Below are 23,143 nucleotides of genomic sequence, written 5' to 3'. Positions count from 1 at the left end.
TATGAAAATTTAGAATGCGAAATGGGCTATCAAGGGCGAAAAATCCGAGCGGTAATGGTGAGAATGTGCATCACTCGAGCAGAGCATTTATCGTTCAGAACATCTCATTTAACAGTGTCGCAGCAGTTAAAAAAAGACCACATTGTTAGGAATCAATATGGTCTTTAAAGCAGTCATTGTTGTTACTCAAACGTTAGCTAATTCAAATAGTGTTCAGCTCTAAGAGAACTAAAGCTCACATCAAACACTTCACCCGCATAGTCGCTATCAGGCTTAAATTGTGGATAGATGCCTGCTTTGAAATAGAAAGCGATGTCTGTCGATGTCCAATCTGATGTTAACGAAACCGTGTCCCCATCTTTATCTGTGTAATCTTGTCCCCAAGGGATTAAATGAGAAACGGTGTTGGTTCCATCTAAATCATGAGTCGCCAAGTAGATACCGTCTTGATTGGCACGAATCGTATATCGCCACTCTTCACTTGCCGAATAAGTCCCTAACTCGACACTGAACGGGTCACAATGATTACAGTCTTGGTTGTTGCGCTCAAAATCAGAGTTCAGTATCACTCTTACTGGCTTACTCTCGCCTTCCCATAACAGTTTCACCAATGCTTGATTGATCTTCCAACCATGGATTTGTCCAAGTACCACTTTTGGATCTTGATTGTTGATGTTCGGGTAATCTTCAATTCGCAAGCTTGCGGTTAACTCGTGACTGGTAGCGTTCGTTCTAGTGTCGTCCAAATACCAACTTGTATCTTCATCGCTGGTGCTACAATCCGGTTGAACACTGCTTTGATACAACTCCCTGAGCTCAGAGCGAATATAGCTAGAGTTTTGGGTAGAGGTGCCGTATCCCATATCCGCTCTAAAGTGCATTCTTCCTTCATCAGTATTGAAGTAAGAAAGATCAATATCACTGTCGTACACATCGCTGTCATTTGAAAGAAGATCTTTACTCGATTCACAACGTTCTGGTTCTAACTCAGCAGCACTGTCACCACCGCTTCCATACCAATCATTCTTACTCGGTGGAATAGTCAGCTTCCAATCATTAATGTCCCAATCGTTTGATCCATCGATTTGAGTCGTGGTGTATCTCAACGCCTGATAGTAAGCAATCGCTTCACCATTCTCAAATTGGTTATAGATACCCGCTTTGAAGTAGCTCAATAAATGCTGCCAGTAAGCGATGTCTTGATTCACTTTTACTTCATCATTCACTTTGAGCGACAGTGTGTTCTCATAAACAGAAAGATCAAATTTGGTAAAACTGTCCAATTCCGCCTCACCTAAATCGTAGCGATTGTATGACGTGGCATAACAATCCGAAGAGTCAGCAGCGCTGCTACAATCAATGGCATTGTTTTTCATGACTGCCCAGTAGTGACCTGTGAGGCCATCTCGTTCTTGCTCCCAAACCACACGCAATAGCGGATGAGGGATATAACCCGTACCACTCTCATCAGTCCCCTTATTGTGTATCTGCAGCAACGTCACTTCATCATGATCAGCGGGAGAACTCGCCATGGCATGCTCAATATCAGGCAAACTTATTTCCGCATACAGGCTTCGCCTTACGCCCGCTTCGTTGATATCGAAGTTTTCTCCCTCACGAACTTCAGAGCGCATCTTGTAGTTCGTCATTTTGAAGATAAGATTTTCCGTCTCTTCATCAGCATAAAAATAATCACTGACATAACCATCGAAGTTACCATCTTTGACTTCAGAGGTTTTATTGCCCTCCTCTCCATTAGGATCAGAGACCTGAAGATCTGAGCTGGAAAGGATGTTTTGATACTTGGTAATATCATAGGGAGCAACAACACCAGCGGGCATTCCTGGGTTATTGGTATCGGAAGGATCACTGCTGTCACTGGAGCTGCTTCCACCGCAGCCATACGTAAGCGAAGCGAGTACTACGACGAAGATTGGCTTATTCACATTTATCTCACTTATCCATAAGAATAGAGTGACAATGTATATTTGTACTATTTTATGTCAATTATATATTTATCAGAATGTGAGATGCGGCAAATGAAGTGGGATGAATGAGTATTGCGTAGAGTTAGACTCAAGAAAAACGCAGAAAGGCCACTCTAAACTCGCAAGCTATTGAGTGGCTCTCAGATCAACAACTAAACTTAGTATGTTGATTTTTAAATATAAATATTAGAAAAGTTAAACCTTAAAGCTGCTCATCAAGTCACTAACGCTGCCGTTAAGTGTTTTGATTTCTGCTGATTCAATCAACTGATCTTGGCTTAGCTTATTAAGCTCCTCAACAAAGCTTTCAATCTTATGCATGTTCTTAGCAATGCTCTGAATAAGAGCGTTCTGCTCAACAGACGAACCCGAAATATCGTTATTAAAACGACTTACCGTTTCCATCTGTTCCGTTAGCTTGGCCAACATATTTACCGCTTGAACCACTTGGGCACGCGTCATTTCACAGTTACTTTTGGTCAACTCAATCGATTTAACCAAACCATCTGATTTAGACTGCAAGCCAGACAGCGCTTCATCAATTTCAGAAGTACTGATTTGAGTTCGGTTGGCTAACGCACGGACTTCATCAGCAACCACCGCGAAACCTCGGCCATGCTCACCCGCTCTCGCCGCTTCAATTGACGCATTCAATGCCAGCAAATTAGTTTGTTCCGCAATTCCTCCAATCACAGACACGATAGACTGGATGCTCTGCGTTTCATTCGCCATTGAGCGAATATCATCAGAGGTGGTGCAGACTTGCTTCTCAAGATCACTGATATAGGTTTCCGTCACGGTGTTAATTTGTTTCGTCTCATCACTGAACACAGCGGCCTCTCTTGCTGCTTCTGCCGCCGACTGAGAACTCTTCTCGACTTCGTTTGATGCTTCAGATAAGCCGTTAATTGCAGAGACCACTTGAACCGTTTCATCAGTGTGAACTTTCAGTACATCGCTGGTTTCTTTACAACCTTCACGAATACTCAGTACCTTAGTATCGAGATCCGAGTTCTTAAATTTGACGTCCTTAACCATCTCTTGCAGACCAATGATGAACAAGTTGATGTCTTTGGCGATATGCCCTAAGTCATCATTCCCCTTCTCAACAAGCCTTTGAGTCAGGTCTCCGTTACCTTGAGATAGATCGTGGACGATTTTTCTCAGTGACACGATTGGGCGGTAGAAGCGATTCAGCAGTAAAATCATCAATATCACCGAGCCAAGCACACATGCCACGATAAGGATACGCGCACTCGACATCACGCCATTCAACTGATTGAGCGCGAGTTCAGGATCGATACTAGATATCATGTACCATTCTTTCTGGCTGCCAATATCCACTTTCTTGGCCATCAAAATTCTCTGGTTGCCATCAATCACACCCTCAATGAATTGGTCAGGCTGTTCAATGGCACTATTGAGTCTCATCTGAGTATCTGCAGAAGATATATTGCTTTGCGGAAGTACGTTTTCGACTGTTGAAGCGACCACCATCCCTTTCTCGTCGATAATAATGCCTTTGGCTTCGTAGATACTGTCCAGCTGTTTAAGCTGAGTTTCCAAATCGTCAAAACGTATGTCGGCCATGATGACACGATCTTGGTATGAGTAGGTCACACCGATCATAGGCACTTGAGTACTCTTAGTGAAAAACAGATCACTAAAAGATAAGCCTGATTTCAATTTGGCTTGTTGATACCAAGGTCGAACGGTTGGATTGTATTTTTCTTTTATCCCTACACCGTTAGGAAAAGACTCTGAAGGGCGAGAGGTATAAGAACGGCCGTCGTCAAAACCCACCACAATCTTGTCAATGCCACCCAGCTTTGCAGCATAATGCATGAGTGCTTCATTCGGCACTTGGTATGGGGATTTCATGAACTCTTGTGCAACAGAGTTAACGGTATCGATGGTGCGCTGAACGGTATTTTCTATTTGATTAATTTCTATCGTTAACGAGTGATCAATCTCGTTATAAATCGTTTGGTTTACTTGATCAGTCGCCAAGTTAAGCGTGAACCAGTTCGTAAATGCCAAGGCACTGGAACTGACGATCGCCACCATTAAAATCAATTTTCCTTTAAACCCTAGAGACAATTTTGAATTCATAAAACTCATAATCCATATCAACCTATGTCTATTATTTTTATCCGAATGAAATGGTCATTTTTTAGATATTCGAAGATACGGGAAGCAAAACTTGTTCATGCCGTTCCATCGTCACAACCATCAATTTAATTAATATTGTATGTTTAATTTACTGCACTTTCTGTGAGCAATCTTGACATATTAAAACTGGCTAAAATAGCCCTGTGACATAGTTATCATTTATGCGTTTTGACTTTCATCTCATTGAATAAAATCACTATAAATTTGTAAAACGTCCAATTTCATAGTGAAAAGTCATATTTCTGTCGATAATTATCATCACCAGATTTTACTGTCCCACGCTACCTAATAGTATGCAAAAATGAGTCTTAACTCACACTTCTACCAACTAACCATTCACTCAAGGCATTCAATCTTAAAATTTATTTGTAATACAATAAGCCTTAAGTTATGGTGTATTTGAATCATAACTTAAGTTCTTTCTGGATGCTTTTGTTCAGTTCAAAGTGATAATTGAAGCAGCCGCTTTAAGGTCATTGAACTCGTTTAACGTAGAAACTGTCGGGGGATCTCGTTATTCGTTTTTTCACTTTCTATTGATCATTTGTTTTTCCAGACGGCTCGTCCGAACATGCCCATACAGTCACCAGCTGTGTGGGTTTTTTTTACTTTCTTTTCAGACCCGATATACGAGCGGTGTTAAGCCATCGCCAACAATCAGTTAAGTGCACTGGTTTAAGCTTGCGAGGAAAAGTAAGTGAGTTGGTGCTAGAAGGCTTTGAATTTACAAATAGATATAGATATAGATATAGATATAGATATAGAAACAAAAATAGGAATTGAGGCAGTAACAAAGTTGAACAGAGTTTTGAGTAGGTGTAGCTGAGGAAGTAGAAGTAGAAGAGTTTAACGAGGGAACAAAGGGTTGGGTATGGCAGATAAAAACGAACCTCGCTGAGGTATCGCCGCCTAAAAAGACAGGCAATACCCTAGCGAGGTCGTACGTCGATTACTTCTCTAGTTTAGCGAAGTAGTCGAAGATTACTGGTACGTCGTTGTTACCCATTCCTGCGTCAACAGCAGCTTGTAGGCTAGTTGCAGTACCTTGAGCAATTAGAGACTCAGTACCTAGCTCTTCACAAAGAGCAAGGAAGTAACCAAGGTCTTTGTTTGCGTTAGCAACAGAGAAACCTAGCTTCTCTTCGCCGTCTACCGCATAGAACTTACAGAATTGCATGAACGGAGAGTTAGATGGACCTGCAGACATGATGTCAAACAGTTGTTGGCCATCAACACCAGCGCGTTGAGCAACAGCGAAAGCTTGAGACATAGTCGCAACAGTCGTCATACCCATGAAGTTGTTTACAAGCTTAGTAACGTGACCAGAACCTAGAGCACCTAGGTGGAATACGTTTTCGCCTTGCTCTTCAAGAACAGGTTTAACTTTGTTGAAAGTTTCCATGTCGCCAGCAGCCATGATGTTCAGAAGACCATCTTTAGCGTGTGCAGGAGTACGGCCTAGAGGTGCGTCGATCATGCCCACGCCTTTTTCAGCTAGAGCTGCGCCGATTTTCTTAGTAGAAGCAGGGATAGAAGTACCGAAGTCTACTAATACTGCGCCTTCTTTGATGCCAGCTAGAACGCCGTCTTCGCCGTAAACGATTTTTTCAACAACAGCTGAAGTTGTAAGACAAAACTGAACGATGTCACTTGCAGCAGCTAGTTCTTTAGCAGAAGTGAATGCAGTCGCATTGCCGCGATCTGTAACGCGAGCAACAGCTTCAGCGCTTAGATCCATTACGTTTACGTGGTAGCCGCGCTTTTGTAGGTTTTCAACCATGTTGCCGCCCATAAGACCTAGGCCAATGAAACCGATTACAGGTTTAGTCATGTTCAAACTCCAAATATAGTATTGTATGATTATATGGTCATTATAATAACGACGTCTTTTCCGTTACGCAATAGTTTTAGGGTAATCCTTCAATGCTTAGACGCAAGTTGTGACGGGGATTCACTTTACGAGAAAATATGGTCACGCTTTGTACTTACAAGAGCGATATCCCAATCAAAAAATAACCTATTGATGAAATAATGCACTCTAAATGTCATACGATTAATGAGAATAAGCCACTCCAATAACGATTATTAACCTGCCGTCCCTTTTTTCAGACAAGATTAAGGCTGCCCACTGTCAGTAGTTGACAAATTATTGGAAGACAGTCACTGCCCTAGCCTTAGTAAGGTTTACTGAACACGGGTTTTAAACCAAGTTTTGTCGCCACTTACTAAGCCTGGCACTCTTGCTACTTAGCCTCTAACTAACCAACGCAACCTCTTCCCACCTCGTAGGCTACTGCCTGTTCTGTGCAAACAAAAAAACTCCGAGCTTTCACTCGGAGTTTTTAGTATCTAGCTTCTGTTGCTTCAGCGAATTACAGTTCGATTGAAACCGTTTCACCATCAACATTTAGCATTAGCGTGTTGCCTTCAAGCTTGTGAGACACTTCAACTTGCTCGCCTTCGTTCTTATTAGGAACAAGAAGCGTAAGGATGTTGTGCTCTTTTGATGGCTTGAATTCCACTTCAACGTGACGGTGGATTTCAAGATCTTTGAACTCGTATGGGTCAACTTCGCCAAAACCTTCAACGTTCTTAACTGACGTGATGTTATCAGCAGACTCGTTGATGAAGTTTACGTCTAGGTGCGCAACTTCGCCACGGATAGTGAAAGACTTGTCTGCCACGTCGTTTGCGAAAGTTGTGTGCATTAGCCAAGTCATGTCTTTCTCTTCAGAAAGCGTTGCCTTGTCTTGCATTACGAATACTTTACCTTGAACAAACCAGACCTTACGCTTGTAAGATTCAATTTCAGGAACGAAGTACTTGTAAGACGCTGTCGCATCACCTTCAACCATCTTCACATCAGATTCAGTGTCGAAATCAGAGATGTTGCCGCCCGCTTCGATACAGAAGCGATCTTGGTGGTTTTCGTAGCCCGTGTTCTTGTTCTCGCCGTACTGACCTTTACCGCCAAATAGTGGAAGGTTCTTAGAGAACGTTTGACGACGCCATTTCGTGTGCATATCAACACCGAAACCACCGTAGTAACCTGTTACTGACGCTAGCGTTTCACCAAATGCGTGAAGCGTAAATGCGTTTTGGTCACCGTGAGAGTGGCTGATTGAGCCAAACGGAGAACATTTGAATACCATGTGAATATGGTTATCACGCTCAGTCATCTTGTTGTGGAATGCAGCCCAACCCGTGATTGGGAATACTTTCAACAGTGGGTCATTCGATGGTGCTTTCTCTTCAGGTGCATCCCAAAGGAAGTTAAAGCGAAGATCATCGTAACCGAAGTCCCACCAACCGAAGTTGTAGAATTTGGTGTGTGCTTCAGTATCACGGCCTTTCAGTTGGTTGTAGTACCAAACATACTCAGGCTTCTGGTTAACACCTGCGTAATGCTTGATGTTGTAAGCCAGTTTTAGACCTGGGAAATCACCGATTGAAGACTGGTCACAGAAGCTCGCGCGCTTAGAGTGAACAGGCATGCAGTAAAGCGGGAAATCACCTGTGTTTTCGTAGAATGTTTTGTTGAACATGTCTACGCCACAGTATGCTTTCAATAGATCGAATGCTTCGCCTAGGAATGCAGTTTGTGTGTTCCAGTAGTCAGGACCTTCAGCCCAACCGCCGTCTACACCGCCCCATGGTGGGTAGTGTACTGCGTAGTATTCTAGAGCGTATGCAATGTACTCGCCTGCTTTCGGGTGATCGTGGTAAAGCGCGATACACGTTGGGATGATAGCAGAAGAGATAGAACGAACACCGTGGCTGTTCAGTGGGTTGTTCAATAGATCAACCGTCACTTTCAGGTGGTGCATGATTTCGTCTAGACGCTCAATCAAAGCATCTTGAACTTGCTGACGTTCTTCATCTGTAAAGTAACCGTGTAGCCAGTCGTAACCCCAAGCCATAGCCGCGATAACACGGAAAGCTGCTTCATCGTTATAGCCACGAGAAGTCACGCCTTCTGGATCGTACGTAGACAGTTTTAGAGTCCAAGCTTTTGCTTTAGCAATGAGCGCTTCGTCTTCTTTCACAACACCAGCAATTGCTAGGTTACGTGTCGCGTTCAGTGCCATTTGGCAATCAACGTACATTTGACGCCAGTAAGGACGCCATAGAGAAGCTTTACCTACCGTCTCAGCTGGGTACGCTTGAGGCTCTTCGAAAGGAGCAGTCTCAAGGAACTTAACTGTCGAGTTGTTATAGAAATCATCAAACATGCAGTGAGCTTCATCAGCTTTCACTTTCGCTTTGAATTCTTCTAACTGATCTGCTTGAACAAGAAGACGTGGACGTGCTTCGCTCAAGTTGTCTAGGAATGATAGGTCGAAGTCACGTGTTTGGACTTCGATAGGGAGTAGGTCTACAAGATTACCTGCTGAAGTATCATTCTCCAGCTTCATCTTCCTGATTGCATCAAGAGATTTTTGGTCGCTCATTCTAACTCACTTATTTTTCAAGTTGATTGAAAGGAATTAGCAATAATATACGTCTTATTGTAGGACAATTGAATCTATTTCGGTTCGATTGAACCATTTTGTACAGTTTTCGTGATTTAGGTCAGATATCTTCCACCTGACAGTTTTTCCGTTTCGCAGAACAAAAAATGCGACGCCCTTTCGAGTCGTCGCATTCTATTATAAACGTTTTCTCTATATTAGCTTTCGGTTACTGCTTTCGCTTGCTTGCCGCCGTCATCGACCGCTTTAACCAATAGCACACCAACACCACCAACAATCACACCACAAAGGATAAAGACTAGACGTCCCCACATTGGGTTAGTAAGTAGAGCCATTAGCATGATACCGACACCCGCTACCGCAATCAGTTTACCAAGCATTTCACGCTGTTTGTTATCCAGTACTTTCTGTTCTGCTGACTCCGCAACTAATGGAGTAGACAGGTTACCGAAGAACTTATCAACGTCTGCTTGACGCTTCTCAGTTAATGGCTTGTAGAACAGAGTTGATAGGATGAAGAAACCACCTGTCAGCGTAATGTGAGCAATCAGACCGATAGCAACCTTAACATCAGACCATTCACGGCTTGTTAGCTCTTCTAGACCGAAGATTGAAGACACCATTTCAGCGTTAACAACGAAACCCACGTAGTAAGAAACAAAACCACCAACCACTAGCGTACCCCAACCAGCCCAGTCCGGAGTCTTCTTAATAAAGAAGCCAAGGAATGCAGGAATTGTCATTGGGAAGCCGATCAGTGCGCCTACATACATCATGGTATCGAACAGGCTCAAACCTTTAAGCGAGTTGATGAACTGTGCAATAAGGATGATAGCAATACCAAACACGGCAGAAGTAATCTTAGAAACCGTTACTAGTTCTTTTTCGCTAGCCGTACCTTTACGAACGATTGGTTCATAGAAGTTCTTAACAAAGATACCCGAGTTACGGTTTAGACCAGAATCCATTGAAGACATTGTCGCTGCAAACATCGCCGCAACTAGAAGGCCAACCATACCTGCTGGCATGTACTCTTGTACGAAGTATAGGTAGGCAAAGTCACCCGCTTTCTTACCTGCATCTGGGTAAGCTGCTGCTAGGTCGACACCTTGACCTGCAATGTACCAAGAAGGCATGAACCAGATAAATACACCACAAAGCATTAGCACACACGCTAGTAGCGCCGCTTTCTTCGCGTTCTTTGAGTCTTTAGCCGCTAGGTAACGGTAAGAGTTAAGCATGTTGTTAGTAATAGAGAACTGCTTCACGAAGATGAAGAATGCCCAAATGCTGAAGATGCTTAAGTAGTTAATGTTGTTACCAGAAAGGAAAGAACCGCCTTCCGCTACAGGGAAGTTATTCACGATTTCACCAACACCGCCACCTTGAACAACAGCAACAACAGCACATGTCACGGTTACTGCCATGATGATAACCATCTGCATAAAGTCAGATGCAATTACCGCCCATGAACCACCCGTTACAGACATTGCCAATACAACCAAACCGGTAATCCAGATAGTTGCTGTCATGTCGAAACCGAAGATACCAGAAGCGATGATTGCTAGTGCGTTTAACCATACACCGGCAGAAACAACACTGTTTGGCATTGAAGACCAAGTGAACACTTGTTCGTTAGTCGCACCGAAACGCATACGAATTGCTTCGATTACCGTTACTACACGTAGTTGACGGAACTTTGGAGCAAAATATGCGAAGTTCATGAAGTAACCAAATGCGTTGGCTACGAAGATGACCGCTACTGCAAAACCATCGTTATACGCTTTACCTGCCGCACCGGTGAATGTCCATGCACTAAACTGGGTCATAAAGGCGGTTGCACCAACCATCCACCACAACATGTTACCGCCCCCGCGGAAGTAGTCACTGGTGGTACTTGTAAATGTTCTAAACATCCAACCTATCGCAATCAAGAATAGGAAATAAATGCCGACAATAATCGTGTTGAGTTCCATCGTGTATCCTTTGTCCGTTGTATTTTGTTACGAGGACTATAGGAAATCTCAAACTTTATTTGTAGTACAATAATCCAAATAAGTGATGGCGATCTTATTTTGATTGATTAAGTTAATTATATATATGACATAGGATGGAATATGGCCAATCCATCAAGGCAATTACTGGTGTTTGAGGTAAAAACTCAAAAAACAAGGCCAAAGAACATCACACCCATTAAAATCAAAGACTTATGAGAAAGTGAGACTTTGCACACTTATTAACAAATACAACCAAACACATATAAATATAAAATCCTCAAAAATAATAAAAGCCAAATCAGAGCTAAATCACCCTCATTTATCACACAATAAACCAGCGTTTTTTATCTATTGAGAGTGGATAATTTCATTAGAATTCTACTTAAATTAATCAATATAGAAGAGGCATATCCAGTTCAAACGATGGTAGATTCAAAATATACAAAAATGAAAAATCATGGATGACGCATAATTATTTGGGGGTCGAGAGTGTCTAAAAACGAATATCGAGCGTAATATTATTTTTATTATGATGGTAAAGAGAACGACCGCTAGGCGTATACAAGAAGGAACTGGCTTAAGAAGGAGTTAAGCGAGGATGAACCAAAACAGTGCCACACATGGTGCAACACGCTTTCTAAAAAAAAAAGGCATGCACATGGCATACCTTTTTGACTGGTTCAAATGAAGTTGAAAACCGTGTTTAGCTTGCAGTGGCTAAACGGTGGTTAGCATCTTGCAAGTGAGCCGCTGACATTGTACGAGCTTTTTCACTGTCGCCAGCCATAATCGCTTCATAGATTCTACGGTGTTCATTGATACATGTGCTGCCCTCTTCAGAAGAGTGCACGATGAAGTTAACGAACATGGTCGTCAGAATATTGCCGAATGGCAGGTAGAAATCGTTACCTGTTGCATTGAAGATCAAGCTGTGGAAACGAATGTCGATGTTTGTCCAACTTTCTTGGTCAAATACTTCAGCAGCATCCACTTCTACCATCTTCTGGAAGATCTCTGAAAGCTCGATACGTTGCTCAGCAGTCGCAAATTTTGCAGCTAATGCACACGCTTCAGGTTCAATCGCACGGCGAAGGCCTAAAAACTGAGAACAGAATTGGTCTATGTCGGTTAGACCATCCATCCATTCAATCAGTTGAGGATCAAGAAAGTTCCAGTATGCGCGATCCACTACACGAGTACCGATTTTCGGGCGGGACTCTAACAGGCCTTTAGAAGTCAGTAGTTTAACGGCTTCACGAAGTGCCGTACGGCTGATACCAAACTGTTCACACAGCGCCATTTCACCAGGAATAATAGAACCTTGTGGCAGTTCACCAGACAAGATTCCACGAGCGATTTCACGCGCTACTTGCACGTGCAGGCTGCGCTTCGAGCCCGAGATTGAATTAAAAGTGCTAACCATAAGTTCACTTATTTTATATGTTATGTTTATGTATTATTTAAGGATCACTATAACAGGATTTCAACCTAGCGCCAATTGAGTAAATTAGCAACGAGTCGTGCCCTATTAATTTACTCAATGAATCAAACACTTATAAAGCATCTAACTCCATACCACTAGAAACATTATGTTACACCATTCATAAATCCGTCATCAAAAGGCATCGGTTCTGTCATCCTCGATTCCTATACTTCCTTCCAACAAATCACTCAATTGGACTAACATAATGAAACCGACAAAAACAAATCTCACGCTTAAGAGCGCTATTACTGCTGCGCTGATTTTTTCTGGTTCTGCATTAGCAATGGATACACGATACGAAGATCGCTCTGGCAACTTGGTTGCTGATGTTCCTCAAGATGAATCACAATGGGTTGACCCAAACACGCTAATTTTTGCTTATACGCCAGTTGAAGATCCTGCAGTATACGCTGATGTGTGGAGCGAGTTTTTGAGCCACCTTGAAAAAACAACGGAAAAGACGGTTCGTTTCTTCCCTGTTCAAAATAACGCTGCTCAAATTGAAGCAATGCGTTCAGGTCGCCTACATATCGCAGGTTTCAACACAGGTTCTACACCACTGGCGGTTAACTGTGCAGGCTTTGCCCCATTCACAATGATGGCTGCAGAAGATGGCTCTTTCGGTTACGAAATGGAAATCATCACTTACCCTGGTTCTGGCATTGAGAAAGTGGAAGACCTAAAAGATAAGAACCTAGCGTTCACATCACAAACGTCTAACTCTGGCTTCAAAGCACCTTCTGCGATTTTGGACGCTGAATACCAACTTCAACCTGACCGAGATTTCAAACCAGCATTCTCTGGCGCACACGACAACTCTATTTTGGGTGTGGCGCACAAAGATTACGATGCTGCAGCAGTTGCTAACTCAGTATTGAACCGCATGCTTTCACGCGATGTTGTGAAAGAAGACCAAATCAAGAGCATCTACAAATCTCAAACCTTCCCGACTACCGCTTACGGCACAGCGCACAACCTGACGCCAGAGCTGCAAGAGAAGATTCAAAAAGCGTTCTTCACTTTCGATTGGGAAGGCACAAAGCTTCAAGAAGAATTTGAACGTAACGGCGAAGCGCAGTTCGTTCCTATTACTTACAAAGAGCACTGGGAAGTGATCCGCACTATCGATACGGCAAACAAAGTCTCTTACACGTGTAGCTAAGTTCAACCGAACTAAAAAGCCAATCACACACCGATAAAACTAACTGCAGGTGTAATCGCCTGCAGTTATTCACCACTCTTTCCGGTTTACTTTCCATGCCTGTCTCAGGCGAACTCTTAGTACACCGCTCTTATAGGAATTCTATGTCTACTCTTACCCTTAAAGGGCTTACCAAGCACTACTCCAGTTCTGATAAAGCCCTTACCAACGTTAGCTTGTCGGTCAATGCCGGTGAAGTGGTTGGTTTAATTGGTCCATCTGGTGCGGGTAAATCAACGCTTATCCGTTGTATTAATCGGCTCACCGAACCCACCAGCGGCGAAGTGATCTTTTCCAATACCAATCTAGAAACGCTGTCTAAGCGACAACTGAGACAATCACGCCGTGAAATCGGGATGATTTTCCAAGAGTACGCGCTGATTGAGCGTTTGACGGTGATGGAAAACGTACTTTCAGGACGTTTGGGTTACGTGAATTTCTGGCAAAGCTTTACTCGCCGTTTCCCTGAATCGGATATCCAAGCCGCTTATGCGCTACTCGACCGTGTTGGATTGTTAGAACACGCCAATAAAAGGGCCGATGCTCTGTCGGGTGGTCAGCGTCAACGTGTTGGTATTGCACGTGCACTTGCTCAGAAACCGAAATTACTGTTGATTGATGAACCAACGGCCGCACTTGATCCACGTACAGCGCGCCAAATCATGCGACTGATCAGTGAGATTTGTTCAGAGCAACAGCTCCCTGCCATCATCAATATTCACGATGTTCAATTAGCAAAGCAGTTTGTTGACCGTGTTGTCGGCTTAAATGCAGGTTGTGTCGTATTTGATGACAAACCAAACCTGCTCACTGAATATGTTTTAACGCAAATCTACGGTGAAGAAGACTGGAGTCAACAAGCAGAAGAAGAGGCCGATGACCTCATCATCACAAGTCCTCGCCTGTCTGAGGCAACAATATGACTCAACCATATCCAAATCAAGTTCAGCAGCATTTAAAGTCAGGAAAACAGAATTCCAAACAATACCCGACACAGTGGACAAAGCCGCCAATGATTTCTAGCCCATGGTTACGCTGGAGCTTAATCATCATTGTCGCGGTTTACTTGTACCTTGCGACTCAATCGGTACACGTCAACTGGACTCGAATTTACGAAGGCAGCGAACGCGGCTGGCAGTTCATTTTGGCTTTCATGAACCCAGATTTTGGTGGCCGATGGAACAACATCTCACAAGGTTTGATTGAGAGTTTAACCATGACCCTGACATCAACCGTGGCGGGTGTCCTTCTTTCAATCCCATTCGGATTAGGCGCAGCGAAAAACCTTGCCCCTACGCCTGTTTACCTATTCTGTCGTGCGTTTATTTCGATCGCTCGTAGCTTACAAGAGATCATCGTTGCGATTCTGTGTGTGGCTCTGTTTGGCTTTGGTACGTTTGCGGGTTTTGTCACGCTGACCTTCGCAACCATCGGCTTTCTCGCGAAATTGTTTGCCGATGAAATTGAAGCCATCGACCCAGCACCACTCACCGCAATGCGCGCAACTGGCGCAAGTTGGTTACAACAAGTGAACTATGCGATTCAAGCGCAGGTAATGCCACGCTTTATCGGGCTTTCGATGTACCGACTCGACATCAACTTCCGAGAGTCAGCGGTAATTGGCATTGTTGGCGCAGGGGGTATCGGTGCTACATTGAACACGCAATGGACCGTTACGAATACAGCGCAGCGGCCGCTATTCTATTGATTATTATTGTGATTGTGATGTTGTGTGAATACCTATCGACCATTATCCGCAAGCATGTGCAGTAAGGAACGACCAATGAGCACGCTAAATGACACCTCTACAAGCGCCATGAATCGTACCCAATGGCAGCGTTACGACAGTAAACAGAGCCTTATGCTTTGGCTTGGCTGGCTTTGCTTTGTTGCGCTAACGGTTTTTGCATGGCAAGTCATGAACAAGGACACGATTTGGTACTTTGTGACTGACTCACCGAATCAACTTGCTGATATTTCGTCACGTATGTGGCCACCAAGATGGAGCTACTTAGAGTCACTTTGGAGCCCTTTGTGGGACACCATTAACATCGCAACAATTGGCACACTGTTAGGAATCGTACTGGCATTTCCAGTTGCATTCTTAGCCGCACGCAACACAACGCCAAGCACAACGTTTATCAGGCCTATCGCACTGTTCATCATTGCGGCAAGTCGTTCAATCAACTCATTAATTTGGGCACTCCTGTTAGTGGCTATCATCGGCCCAGGGTTACTGGCCGGTATTATTGCGATAGCGCTACGTTCAATTGGTTTTGTGGCGAAGTTAATGTATGAAGCGATTGAAGAAGTGAATGCAACACAGATGTCTGCAATCCAATCGACTGGAGCTTCTCCGCTGCAGGTATTGAACTACGGTATTCTTCCGCAAGTGATGCCAAGTTTCATCGGCACGAGCTTGTTCCGCTGGGATATCAATATTCGTGAGTCTACCGTCTTAGGTTTGGTGGGCGCTGGCGGTATCGGCTTAAAACTGCAAGAGTCGATGGCGATGCTGGCATGGCCTCAAGTGACTGTGATTTTCTGTGCGATTCTAGTGACGGTCATCTTCTCCGAATGGGTGGCAGCCAAAGCAAGAAAAGCCCTTATCTAAATAATAAAAACAACGTCAAATAGACGGTTAGTTAGGATCAAAGCCTACTCAGTGAGTAGGCTTTTCGTTTGTTGCAACGTGATAAACATTTTTCACCATCAGAACCGCACTTCGTTGACCACAGTCCCTACCCCTTCAATCGTGACACTCACTTGGTCCTTGTCGGACAAAGCATAAGTTCTACCTGGCGTGCCCATGAAAATTAGATCGCCCGGTTTGAGGGTAAAATAATGGCTCAAATAGCTCACGACTTTTCTTGGCTTGTGGATCATGAACGAAGTATTTTCTTGTTGAACCACTTTACCGTTAACACGAGTGGTTAACTCAACATTGTTGTAATCAATGCCGCGCACAATTGTGTTGCCAACTGGGCCAAAACCATCGGAAGCTTTCGCTCGGAGCCATTGTAAATCGGCGCCTTGCCAACTTCTTTCAGTAATATCGTTGCCCACCGTGACGCCAAAGATCGCTTGTTCGGCTTCTTCTTCACTGGCTTGACTGAGCTCTCTACCAATCACAACCACCAGCTCGCCTTCAAAATGAACGTTTCTTGCTTTTGCTGGCACTTGAATCACTTCGCCCGTGAGAATCAAAGAAGAAGGAAGTTTAAGAAACATCGGCGGTTGTGCATCGGCAGGTGAGGCTAAATGGCTAGCGAAGTTCATTCCGACAGCGAAGACTTTCTCTGGTTTTGTCGGCAGTAACACCTCAACCGACTCTAACGGGATCGAATTTTTTGCTACCGAATATTCTCCAAAGATATCGCCGCTGACCGGTAACACAACGTCATTGTCTAGCTTTCCATAGCTGACTTTGTCTTGGTATTTAAAACGGACAAAATGCTCACTGCTCACCTCAACACTGTTATTTTCTGCCGCCAATGCGACGCCAGACATCGTAACTATTGCCAATAACCACTTCATCCTTGAATCCCTTCATTTTTAAATTCTAAATTATACTTTAGCCCACTCTGTAGGATACGAAGAAAAAGAGAAGCTCTGTAGCCCTCCCTCTTATCTCGCCCCATATAAAAGCAGCACGCATAAAAAAACCGAGCAACTCGCATGAGTTACTCGGTTTGACTTATTCCCGATGTTTCAGTCGTTGTTGGTATCAACGAACGATTTGCAATCACGACTGAATTCAATGTGATGCTTCGTTCCCGCAAAGCACCACATCAATACATGCCATCGTTAAACGGCATGTATGTTAATCATTTACAGTTGAGCAAATGATCCTTCCCACGAGTATGTCTCACCCGCGAACTCAACAGTGTGAGTTGCTTGCTGCGTGTCTTCAGCTTGGTTTGAGATACCGTAGTGGTAAGTGTTACCAGAAGTAGTCTGAATGCGAACAACAGTCCCGACACTGTTATGGCCCACAACAGATACTGATTTAACTAGACCACGAGCGCCTACAGAGGCTTCGATAGACTCGTTAAAGTAACCATGCGTTTCTAGTACAGAAGCAAACACGTGGTTTTGACCAGACTGACGTAAGATGAACGCAGGCTCACTCTTAAGGTTGAAGTCTGGATCGTTAGCACCAGTGCGAGCAAAAATCACTTCGCTGCCCGCATTCGCGCTGGTTACTAGGCTGTAGTAGCTGCTGTCATGTAGCCAGCTTACTAGAGAACCTTCTTCGTTCACTTTGCCTGAAGCAACGTTCCATAAATGTTGGTAACCGTTGTCTTCACCTAATGGCTTAAGCGTTGTTTCCATGTTGTAATCGAAGTCAGTGCGAATGATTTGACCCGAGTGGTGAACTGGTAAGTCGTACTGGTGCTCAGCGTCAGCTTCGATGCGGTACACATCAATTACTAGCGGTTTTTCGAACTCAGGTAGTTCAGCAAGAATCACGCTGCGTTGCATGTCTACGCCAGTGTAGTACTCAGAAATTGTGCCGCTCATACCTTGTAGCGACTGGTCGTCTGCTACGAAGAAGTGCTTCTGACCAAACTTAGACTCAGCCAATGCTGTGTTGAAGTTGTTCTGCGTTTTCTGATCAACCGTTACTGTGTTGTGAGCAACCGTCTGCTTACAGTAAGACTTGTTCTCCGGGATGTAACGACCGCCAAACTTAGGCTCAACGTTTACCCAACGACCGAAGCCGTAATCGTGCAGCACTTCGTGGCCACGGTTGAATACGCTTAGGTGCAAGCCATCGTAGTGACCATGGTCTAGCGCAGAATGGTACTGGTGGTCTGAACCGTGCTGACCAAACCAGATCAACGCCATTGTGTCGTCGTCTTGCACATCACGGTGACGAAGGATGCTTACGCCGCCTTTTTCGCCTTCAGGCCCGTCTGTTACAAACAGGCTACCCCAGTTGAATGGTTTGATGTCGTCTGCTGCATCAACCGCATCAGACAGTGTTTTACCAGAAGCATGAACCCAAACATTTTTTTGGTGATCAGCCATACCAAGCAGAGTTTCAGTCTGCTCGTAACGGTGGTAACACACAGACGTCGCCATGATAACCCCTTCATCGTTGATAGAAATCGTCTTCGATGAATCGTTCAGAGCAGGCAATGTGCCGTCTGGGAATGCCGTTTTGAATACAGAGTAAGACGTTGTCTTGATCACTGAATCGTTGAATTCATAGATACCAACTTCAGGCTGACGACGTTCAATCGCCTCTGCAAACAGGTAGATTGGACGTAGCGAGAAACGGTGGTAGTAAGGACCTTCCATGTAATAGCCGTCTGGCGAGAACAGTTGGTCAAGTTGCGCTAGGAAACCGCCGCTTACTTTGTCCAATTTCAGGCCGTAAAGTGCTTTATCTACAGACTCTTGATCGTTGATCGCGTAACCACAGATACCTACCGCCGCCACTGCCCATAAGCCGTGGTTGTGTACGATATCGAAGTCGTGTGCGTAAGTAACAACGAACATTTCGATCATTTGCTTCAGAAGATCGTCTTCGATAAGACGCTTCTGCTCTTCAGAGATAGTGTGGTAAATGCAGCTGTACGCACAAGAAGCGTAAAGCATCCACATGTTCTCGTTCAACGTTTGGTGGAACAGCTTACCCGGAGGGTTAGTGTCACGGCTTACGTTGCTTTCCAATGTTGGGTATACCGTCGCGTACGCAGTTAGCATATCAACGATGTAATCACGGTACTTTGTTTCCTCTGTGATCAGGAACAAACGACCCGCTAGATCCATATGGATGTAGTTTTGCTTGTGACGGTTGTGCTCGTAACCGCCACCTTCACCGTGACCTGGTACTTCGATGCCAACTTCTGCCATGTACGCGTCAGTTTGTTTAATGTCACGAGTCAGTGCGTTACCTAAAAGGCTATCCTTGCCAAGTTCTTTACGAAGCTCTGCTGCTTCATCAAAGTTAAGTAAAAGTGGTTGATAGCTCATTATTATTTCCCCTGCTCTGCTCTGCTTGCTAATTCTGGGTTTAAAGTTGTCTCTACTGAGTAGAAGCCTGTCCAGCTGTATACTTTGCCGTTCAGTTCTACCTTGTGTTCAGTGTTGTCAGTCGCACCAAGTTGGTTGCTGATCATCACGGTCACATTTGATTTTTCTGTGCTGATTTCGACGACTGAACCTACATTTGTATGCGCGACAACCTTGATGTCTTTCACAACGCCGCGAGCATTGACTGATTGCTCGAACTCTTCGTTGAAGTAACCGTGCGTTTCAAGAACAGAAGCGAACAGTGTTGTTTCGCCCTTGCTACGTAGAATGAAAGCAGGCTCTGAGCGTAGGTTGAAGCTTGGGTCATTCGCGCCAGTGCGAGTAAAGATAACTTCAGCATTGTCGTTAGACGTTGCACCTAACCATGTGTAGTAGGTGTTGTTCTGTAGCCAGCTTACCAGTGCTGTGCCCTTCACTTCACCGCTTGCCACGTTCCATAGGTGTTGGTAACCGAAGTCTTCACCTAGCGTGTTCAGCTCTTTGTTTGCTTGGTATTCAAAGCTAGTGCGAACAATCTGACCTTGATATTGGTGTGAGTAGTCGTACTGATGCTCACCTTCACCGCCTTTCTCAGAATCTAAACGGTAAAGATCTAATAGTAGCGGAGATTCTAATTCTTCAAGGTTTAGCATGAACACGCTGCGTTGCATGTCAAAACCTTCGTAATGATCGTTAGCAAATGCGCTCATGCCATTGATTTGCTCGTCTTCTACTTTGAAGAAGTGTGGCAAGCCGTGTACTGCATCTGCACGTTCAACGTCAAAGTTGTTCTGACATTTTTCATCAATCGTTACTGCGTTATGTGCAATTGTTTGACGAGCGTAAGATTTGTTTTCGTCTAGGTAACGGCCGCCGAATTTAGGCTCAACGTTCACCCAACGACAGAAACCGTATTCACGCAGTACTTCTTGACCACGGTTGAAGAAAGAAATACCCAGCGTATCAAAGTTACCGTGACCCATGCCGTGTTGGCCGTAGTTCATAACAAGTTGAGAAACGTCGCCTTTCTTATCCTGCATACGGATAAAGCCTTGCGCGCCGTTGTGACCTTGAGGGCCTTCGTTCAATTCAACACTTGGCCAGAAAGGCATGCCGATTTCTTTCTCAGCAGACGCTGCTTCGTAGGCTTTAGATAGCTCAAGACCACATGGATGCATCCAAACTGCGTCTTGAATCTTCGCCATACCAAGAATGTTTTGGTCTACGCCGTTTTCAGAAGAGTAATGCTTGCTGTAAACACTTACTGCAACCTGAACACCCATGTCTGTAATACCCATAGTACGAGAAGCATCATTCAGAGCCGGGAACTCACCGTTCGGGTAAGCCGTCGCCAGCATCGCTTGTACTGTGTTACCAATCACGCCGCCTTTGTAGTTGTAGATATCCACTTCAGGCATATGACGGTGAATCACTTCAGCGAACACACACGTTGGACGAATCGCATAACGGTGGTAGTAAGGACCTTCCATGTAGTAGCCAGAAGGTGCAAACAGCTGAGAAACTTGCGCTAGGAAGCCGCCAGTGTCGTTACGGTCAATGCCGTACACCGACATTTCAAGGTATTCACGCTTGCCAAGAGCAAGACCACAAATACCGACAGCCGCTACTGCCCAAATACCGTGATTGTGAATTCGGTCGAAGTCGTGTGCGTATTTAACCGTGAACATTTCTAACATTGGTTCAAAAATGCGAGACTCAATATTGTCGCGTTGTTCTTGTGTCAGGGTTGAAGCAACACAAGAGTAAGCTAAGCTTGAGAACATTAACCAGCAGTGTTCGTTCAGGATTTGGTGGAACAAACGACCTGTAGGGTTAGTGTTTTTCTGTACGTGGTAATCAAACGTTAGGTATTTATCTGCGTACTCTTCTAGTAATTCTGTAACAAAGTCAGCGTACTTTTGCTCTTTAGTGATCAAGAACATGCGACCAGCTAGATTCATGTACGTGTAATTTTGCTTATGGCGGTTATGTTCGTAACCACCAGCCTCACCATGACCTGGGACATCAATAGGTAAACGCATGAATGCTTCTAGATCTTTCGCGTTCGCTGCAATGGTTTTGCCCATTAAGCTAGAACGGCCCACTTCAAGGTGAAGTTGCTCTATTTCTGCTTCAGTCAACAATACTGGTTTAGTCGTCATATTCTTTGTCACCCTCAATAAAGAGTTTATCTGCTTAAACTTTGATTAAATTTTCAAACTCCATATAAAGTAATACAATATGAGCTTTAATTATACCTATTCGTCGCTAAATGATGAGTAGAGTCACATAATTAGCCATAAGTCATTGATGTAGCTGGCTAATGGTAAATATTAGCCATTTATTAAGTTGTTGATTTATTTACGCTATATAAAGTATCGCTTGATCAATATCACACAAATTTAGATATATTGTATTACAATTAGGCTCATTCCCTTATGATGGATGCAAGTTAAGTAACACTTAAAAGATTTAAACAGATTAGGAGATACACAATGAACTCTTTCTTTATCCTAGATGAAAACCCATGGGAAGAACTTGGTGGCGGCATTAAGCGTAAAATCGTTGCTTACACTGACGATCTAATGGCAGTACACCTATGTTTTGATAAGGGCGCGATTGGCCACCCTCATACTCACGAAATCCATGACCAAATCGGTTACGTAGTTCGTGGTAGCTTCGAAGCTGAGATTGAAGGCGAAAAGAAAGTCCTTAAAGAAGGCGATGCTTACTTCGCTCGTAAACACATGATGCACGGTGCAGTTGCACTAGAGCAAGACAGCATCCTTCTTGATATCTTCAACCCTGCGCGTGAAGATTTCCTAAAATAATAAACAGCGCAACCTCAGTTGCTAAGGTAAGCATATGAAATCATTAAACATCGCGGTCATTGGCGAGTGCATGGTTGAGCTACAAAAGAAACAAGACGGGCTTAAGCAAAGTTTCGGTGGCGATACACTAAATACTGCACTTTACTTGTCTCGCTTAACAAAAGAGCAAGATATCAACACGAGCTACGTAACAGCGTTAGGCACTGACCCATTCAGTACCGACATGTTAGAAAAGTGGCAAGCGGAAGGTATCGACACTAGCTTAATTGCTCAGCTTGATCACAAACAACCAGGGCTTTACTACATCGAGACCGATGAAACTGGTGAACGCAGTTTCCACTACTGGCGTAATGATGCTGCAGCAAAGTTCATGTTTGACCAGGAAGACACGCCTGCTCTACTTGATAAGCTATTCTCTTTTGATGCGGTTTACCTAAGTGGTATTACGCTTGCTATCTTGACAGAGAATGGACGCACGCAGCTATTCAACTTCTTAGACAAATTTAAAGCGCAAGGCGGCCAAGTATTCTTCGACAATAACTTCCGTCCAAAACTTTGGGAAAGTCAACAAGAAGCGATTTCTTGGTACTTGAAGATGCTTAAGTACACTGACACGGCTCTACTGACGTTCGATGACGAGCAAGAGTTGTACGGCGACGAAAGCATTGAACAGTGTATTGCACGTACGTCTGAATCTGGTGTGAAAGAGATCATCATTAAACGTGGTGCTAAAGACTGCTTAGTAGTTGAAAGCCAAAGCGCTCAGTACGTTGCTCCAAACCCAGTAGACAACATTGTTGATACTACAGCGGCTGGCGACTCGTTCAGCGCGGGCTTCCTAGCTAAGCGCTTAAGCGGTGGCAATGCACGTGATGCAGCGTTAGCAGGTCATATTGTGGCAGGGACTGTGATTCAGCATCCAGGTGCTATCATTCCTCTAGAAGCGACGCCTGATCTGTCTCTATAATTACGCAC

General features: G+C 44.2%; 14 protein-coding genes and 1 pseudogene. 6 read left to right on the top strand and 9 right to left on the bottom strand.

Annotated features, from left to right (window positions below; genetic code table 11):
* Positions 1-197: 197 nt before the first annotated feature.
* The 6 genes from AB4167_RS02005 to AB4167_RS01980 form a co-directional block, all read right to left on the bottom strand.
* On the bottom strand, positions 198-1,946 hold the full coding sequence (locus AB4167_RS02005; RefSeq protein WP_229647048.1) for a polysaccharide lyase family 7 protein: 1,749 nt from the start codon (positions 1,944-1,946) through the stop codon (positions 198-200).
* A gap of 237 nt (positions 1,947-2,183) precedes the next feature.
* Positions 2,184-4,055, bottom strand: coding sequence for a methyl-accepting chemotaxis protein (locus AB4167_RS02000; protein WP_102428434.1), 1,872 nt, complete (start codon positions 4,053-4,055; stop codon positions 2,184-2,186).
* 1,054 nt (positions 4,056-5,109) lie between these two features.
* Complete coding sequence (locus AB4167_RS01995) at positions 5,110-5,991, bottom strand: NAD(P)-dependent oxidoreductase (RefSeq protein WP_372136047.1); 882 nt, start codon at positions 5,989-5,991, stop codon at positions 5,110-5,112.
* Between the two features lie 541 nt (positions 5,992-6,532).
* Entirely contained in the window at positions 6,533-8,611 is a 2,079-nt protein-coding gene (locus AB4167_RS01990) for a DUF4962 domain-containing protein (protein ID WP_372136046.1), read from the bottom strand.
* Between the two features lie 218 nt (positions 8,612-8,829).
* Positions 8,830-10,608, bottom strand: coding sequence for a sodium:solute symporter family transporter (locus AB4167_RS01985; protein ID WP_102332117.1), 1,779 nt, complete (start codon positions 10,606-10,608; stop codon positions 8,830-8,832).
* 724 nt (positions 10,609-11,332) lie between these two features.
* Positions 11,333-12,052: a FadR/GntR family transcriptional regulator gene (locus tag AB4167_RS01980; protein WP_017069949.1), complete on the bottom strand. Its 720-nt coding sequence runs from the start codon at positions 12,050-12,052 to the stop codon at positions 11,333-11,335.
* Between the two features lie 265 nt (positions 12,053-12,317).
* Between AB4167_RS01980 and phnD the strand changes: the two genes are divergently transcribed.
* From phnD to phnE (AB4167_RS01960), 4 genes and pseudogenes are all read left to right on the top strand, one after another.
* The gene (gene phnD / locus AB4167_RS01975) at positions 12,318-13,274 is read left to right on the top strand and encodes a phosphate/phosphite/phosphonate ABC transporter substrate-binding protein (RefSeq protein WP_048607068.1); all 957 of its coding nucleotides are present in this window, start codon (positions 12,318-12,320) and stop codon (positions 13,272-13,274) included.
* A 143-nt stretch (positions 13,275-13,417) separates the two neighbouring features.
* A complete protein-coding gene (phnC, locus tag AB4167_RS01970) occupies positions 13,418-14,236 on the top strand; it encodes a phosphonate ABC transporter ATP-binding protein (protein ID WP_102320520.1) in 819 nt (272 codons plus the stop codon).
* Positions 14,233-15,086: pseudogene (gene phnE / locus AB4167_RS01965) on the top strand (phosphonate ABC transporter, permease protein PhnE). The gene phnC and the pseudogene phnE (AB4167_RS01965) overlap by 4 nt, the downstream one beginning before the upstream one ends.
* A 10-nt stretch (positions 15,087-15,096) precedes the next feature.
* Complete coding sequence (phnE, locus tag AB4167_RS01960; RefSeq protein ID WP_372136045.1) at positions 15,097-15,927, top strand: phosphonate ABC transporter, permease protein PhnE; 831 nt, start codon at positions 15,097-15,099, stop codon at positions 15,925-15,927.
* Between the two features lie 98 nt (positions 15,928-16,025).
* Here the strand turns inward: phnE (AB4167_RS01960) and AB4167_RS01955 are convergent, their stop codons facing one another.
* The 3 genes from AB4167_RS01955 to AB4167_RS01945 form a co-directional block, all read right to left on the bottom strand.
* Positions 16,026-16,823 (bottom strand): fumarylacetoacetate hydrolase family protein, encoded by a 798-nt coding sequence (locus AB4167_RS01955; RefSeq protein WP_372136064.1) that lies wholly within the window; start codon positions 16,821-16,823, stop codon positions 16,026-16,028.
* A 321-nt stretch (positions 16,824-17,144) separates the two neighbouring features.
* Entirely contained in the window at positions 17,145-19,298 is a 2,154-nt protein-coding gene (locus tag AB4167_RS01950; protein ID WP_372104967.1) for a heparinase II/III family protein, read from the bottom strand.
* 2 nt (positions 19,299-19,300) lie between these two features.
* Positions 19,301-21,499: a heparinase II/III family protein gene (locus AB4167_RS01945; protein WP_372104969.1), complete on the bottom strand. Its 2,199-nt coding sequence runs from the start codon at positions 21,497-21,499 to the stop codon at positions 19,301-19,303.
* Positions 21,500-21,832: 333 nt separating this feature from the next.
* On the opposite strand from AB4167_RS01945, the gene AB4167_RS01940 reads away from it, so the two are divergent.
* Together AB4167_RS01940 and AB4167_RS01935 are read left to right on the top strand one after the other, a co-directional pair.
* Entirely contained in the window at positions 21,833-22,168 is a 336-nt protein-coding gene (locus AB4167_RS01940; protein WP_009846518.1) for a cupin domain-containing protein, read from the top strand.
* 34 nt (positions 22,169-22,202) lie between these two features.
* Positions 22,203-23,135, top strand: coding sequence for a sugar kinase (locus AB4167_RS01935; protein ID WP_017061485.1), 933 nt, complete (start codon positions 22,203-22,205; stop codon positions 23,133-23,135).
* Positions 23,136-23,143: the final 8 nt, after the last annotated feature.

The sequence above is a fragment of the Vibrio sp. 10N.286.49.E11 genome (genome assembly GCF_041469505.1).
In the GTDB taxonomy this organism is placed as follows: domain Bacteria; phylum Pseudomonadota; class Gammaproteobacteria; order Enterobacterales; family Vibrionaceae; genus Vibrio; species Vibrio crassostreae_C.
The sequence above is the reverse complement of the archived record's forward strand: the minus strand, read 5'-3'. Positions and strand labels throughout refer to the sequence as shown.

Bases quoted from the DNA above. Each gene is read 5' to 3' on its own strand.
- AB4167_RS02000 (WP_102428434.1), bottom strand. From the start codon at position 4,055: ATGGTGGCGATCGTCAGTTCCAGTGCCTTGGCATTTACGAACTGGTTC.
- AB4167_RS01995 (WP_372136047.1), bottom strand. From the start codon at position 5,991: ATGACTAAACCTGTAATCGGTTTCATTGGCCTAGGTCTTATGGGCGGC.
- AB4167_RS01990 (WP_372136046.1), bottom strand. From the start codon at position 8,611: ATGAGCGACCAAAAATCTCTTGATGCAATCAGGAAGATGAAGCTGGAG.
- AB4167_RS01985 (WP_102332117.1), bottom strand. From the start codon at position 10,608: ATGGAACTCAACACGATTATTGTCGGCATTTATTTCCTATTCTTGATT.
- AB4167_RS01980 (WP_017069949.1), bottom strand. From the start codon at position 12,052: ATGGTTAGCACTTTTAATTCAATCTCGGGCTCGAAGCGCAGCCTGCAC.
- phnD (WP_048607068.1), top strand. From the start codon at position 12,318: ATGAAACCGACAAAAACAAATCTCACGCTTAAGAGCGCTATTACTGCT.
- phnC (WP_102320520.1), top strand. From the start codon at position 13,418: ATGTCTACTCTTACCCTTAAAGGGCTTACCAAGCACTACTCCAGTTCT.
- phnE (WP_372136045.1), top strand. From the start codon at position 15,097: ATGAGCACGCTAAATGACACCTCTACAAGCGCCATGAATCGTACCCAA.
- AB4167_RS01955 (WP_372136064.1), bottom strand. From the start codon at position 16,823: ATGTCTGGCGTCGCATTGGCGGCAGAAAATAACAGTGTTGAGGTGAGC.
- AB4167_RS01950 (WP_372104967.1), bottom strand. From the start codon at position 19,298: ATGAGCTATCAACCACTTTTACTTAACTTTGATGAAGCAGCAGAGCTT.
- AB4167_RS01945 (WP_372104969.1), bottom strand. From the start codon at position 21,499: ATGACGACTAAACCAGTATTGTTGACTGAAGCAGAAATAGAGCAACTT.
- AB4167_RS01940 (WP_009846518.1), top strand. From the start codon at position 21,833: ATGAACTCTTTCTTTATCCTAGATGAAAACCCATGGGAAGAACTTGGT.
- AB4167_RS01935 (WP_017061485.1), top strand. From the start codon at position 22,203: ATGAAATCATTAAACATCGCGGTCATTGGCGAGTGCATGGTTGAGCTA.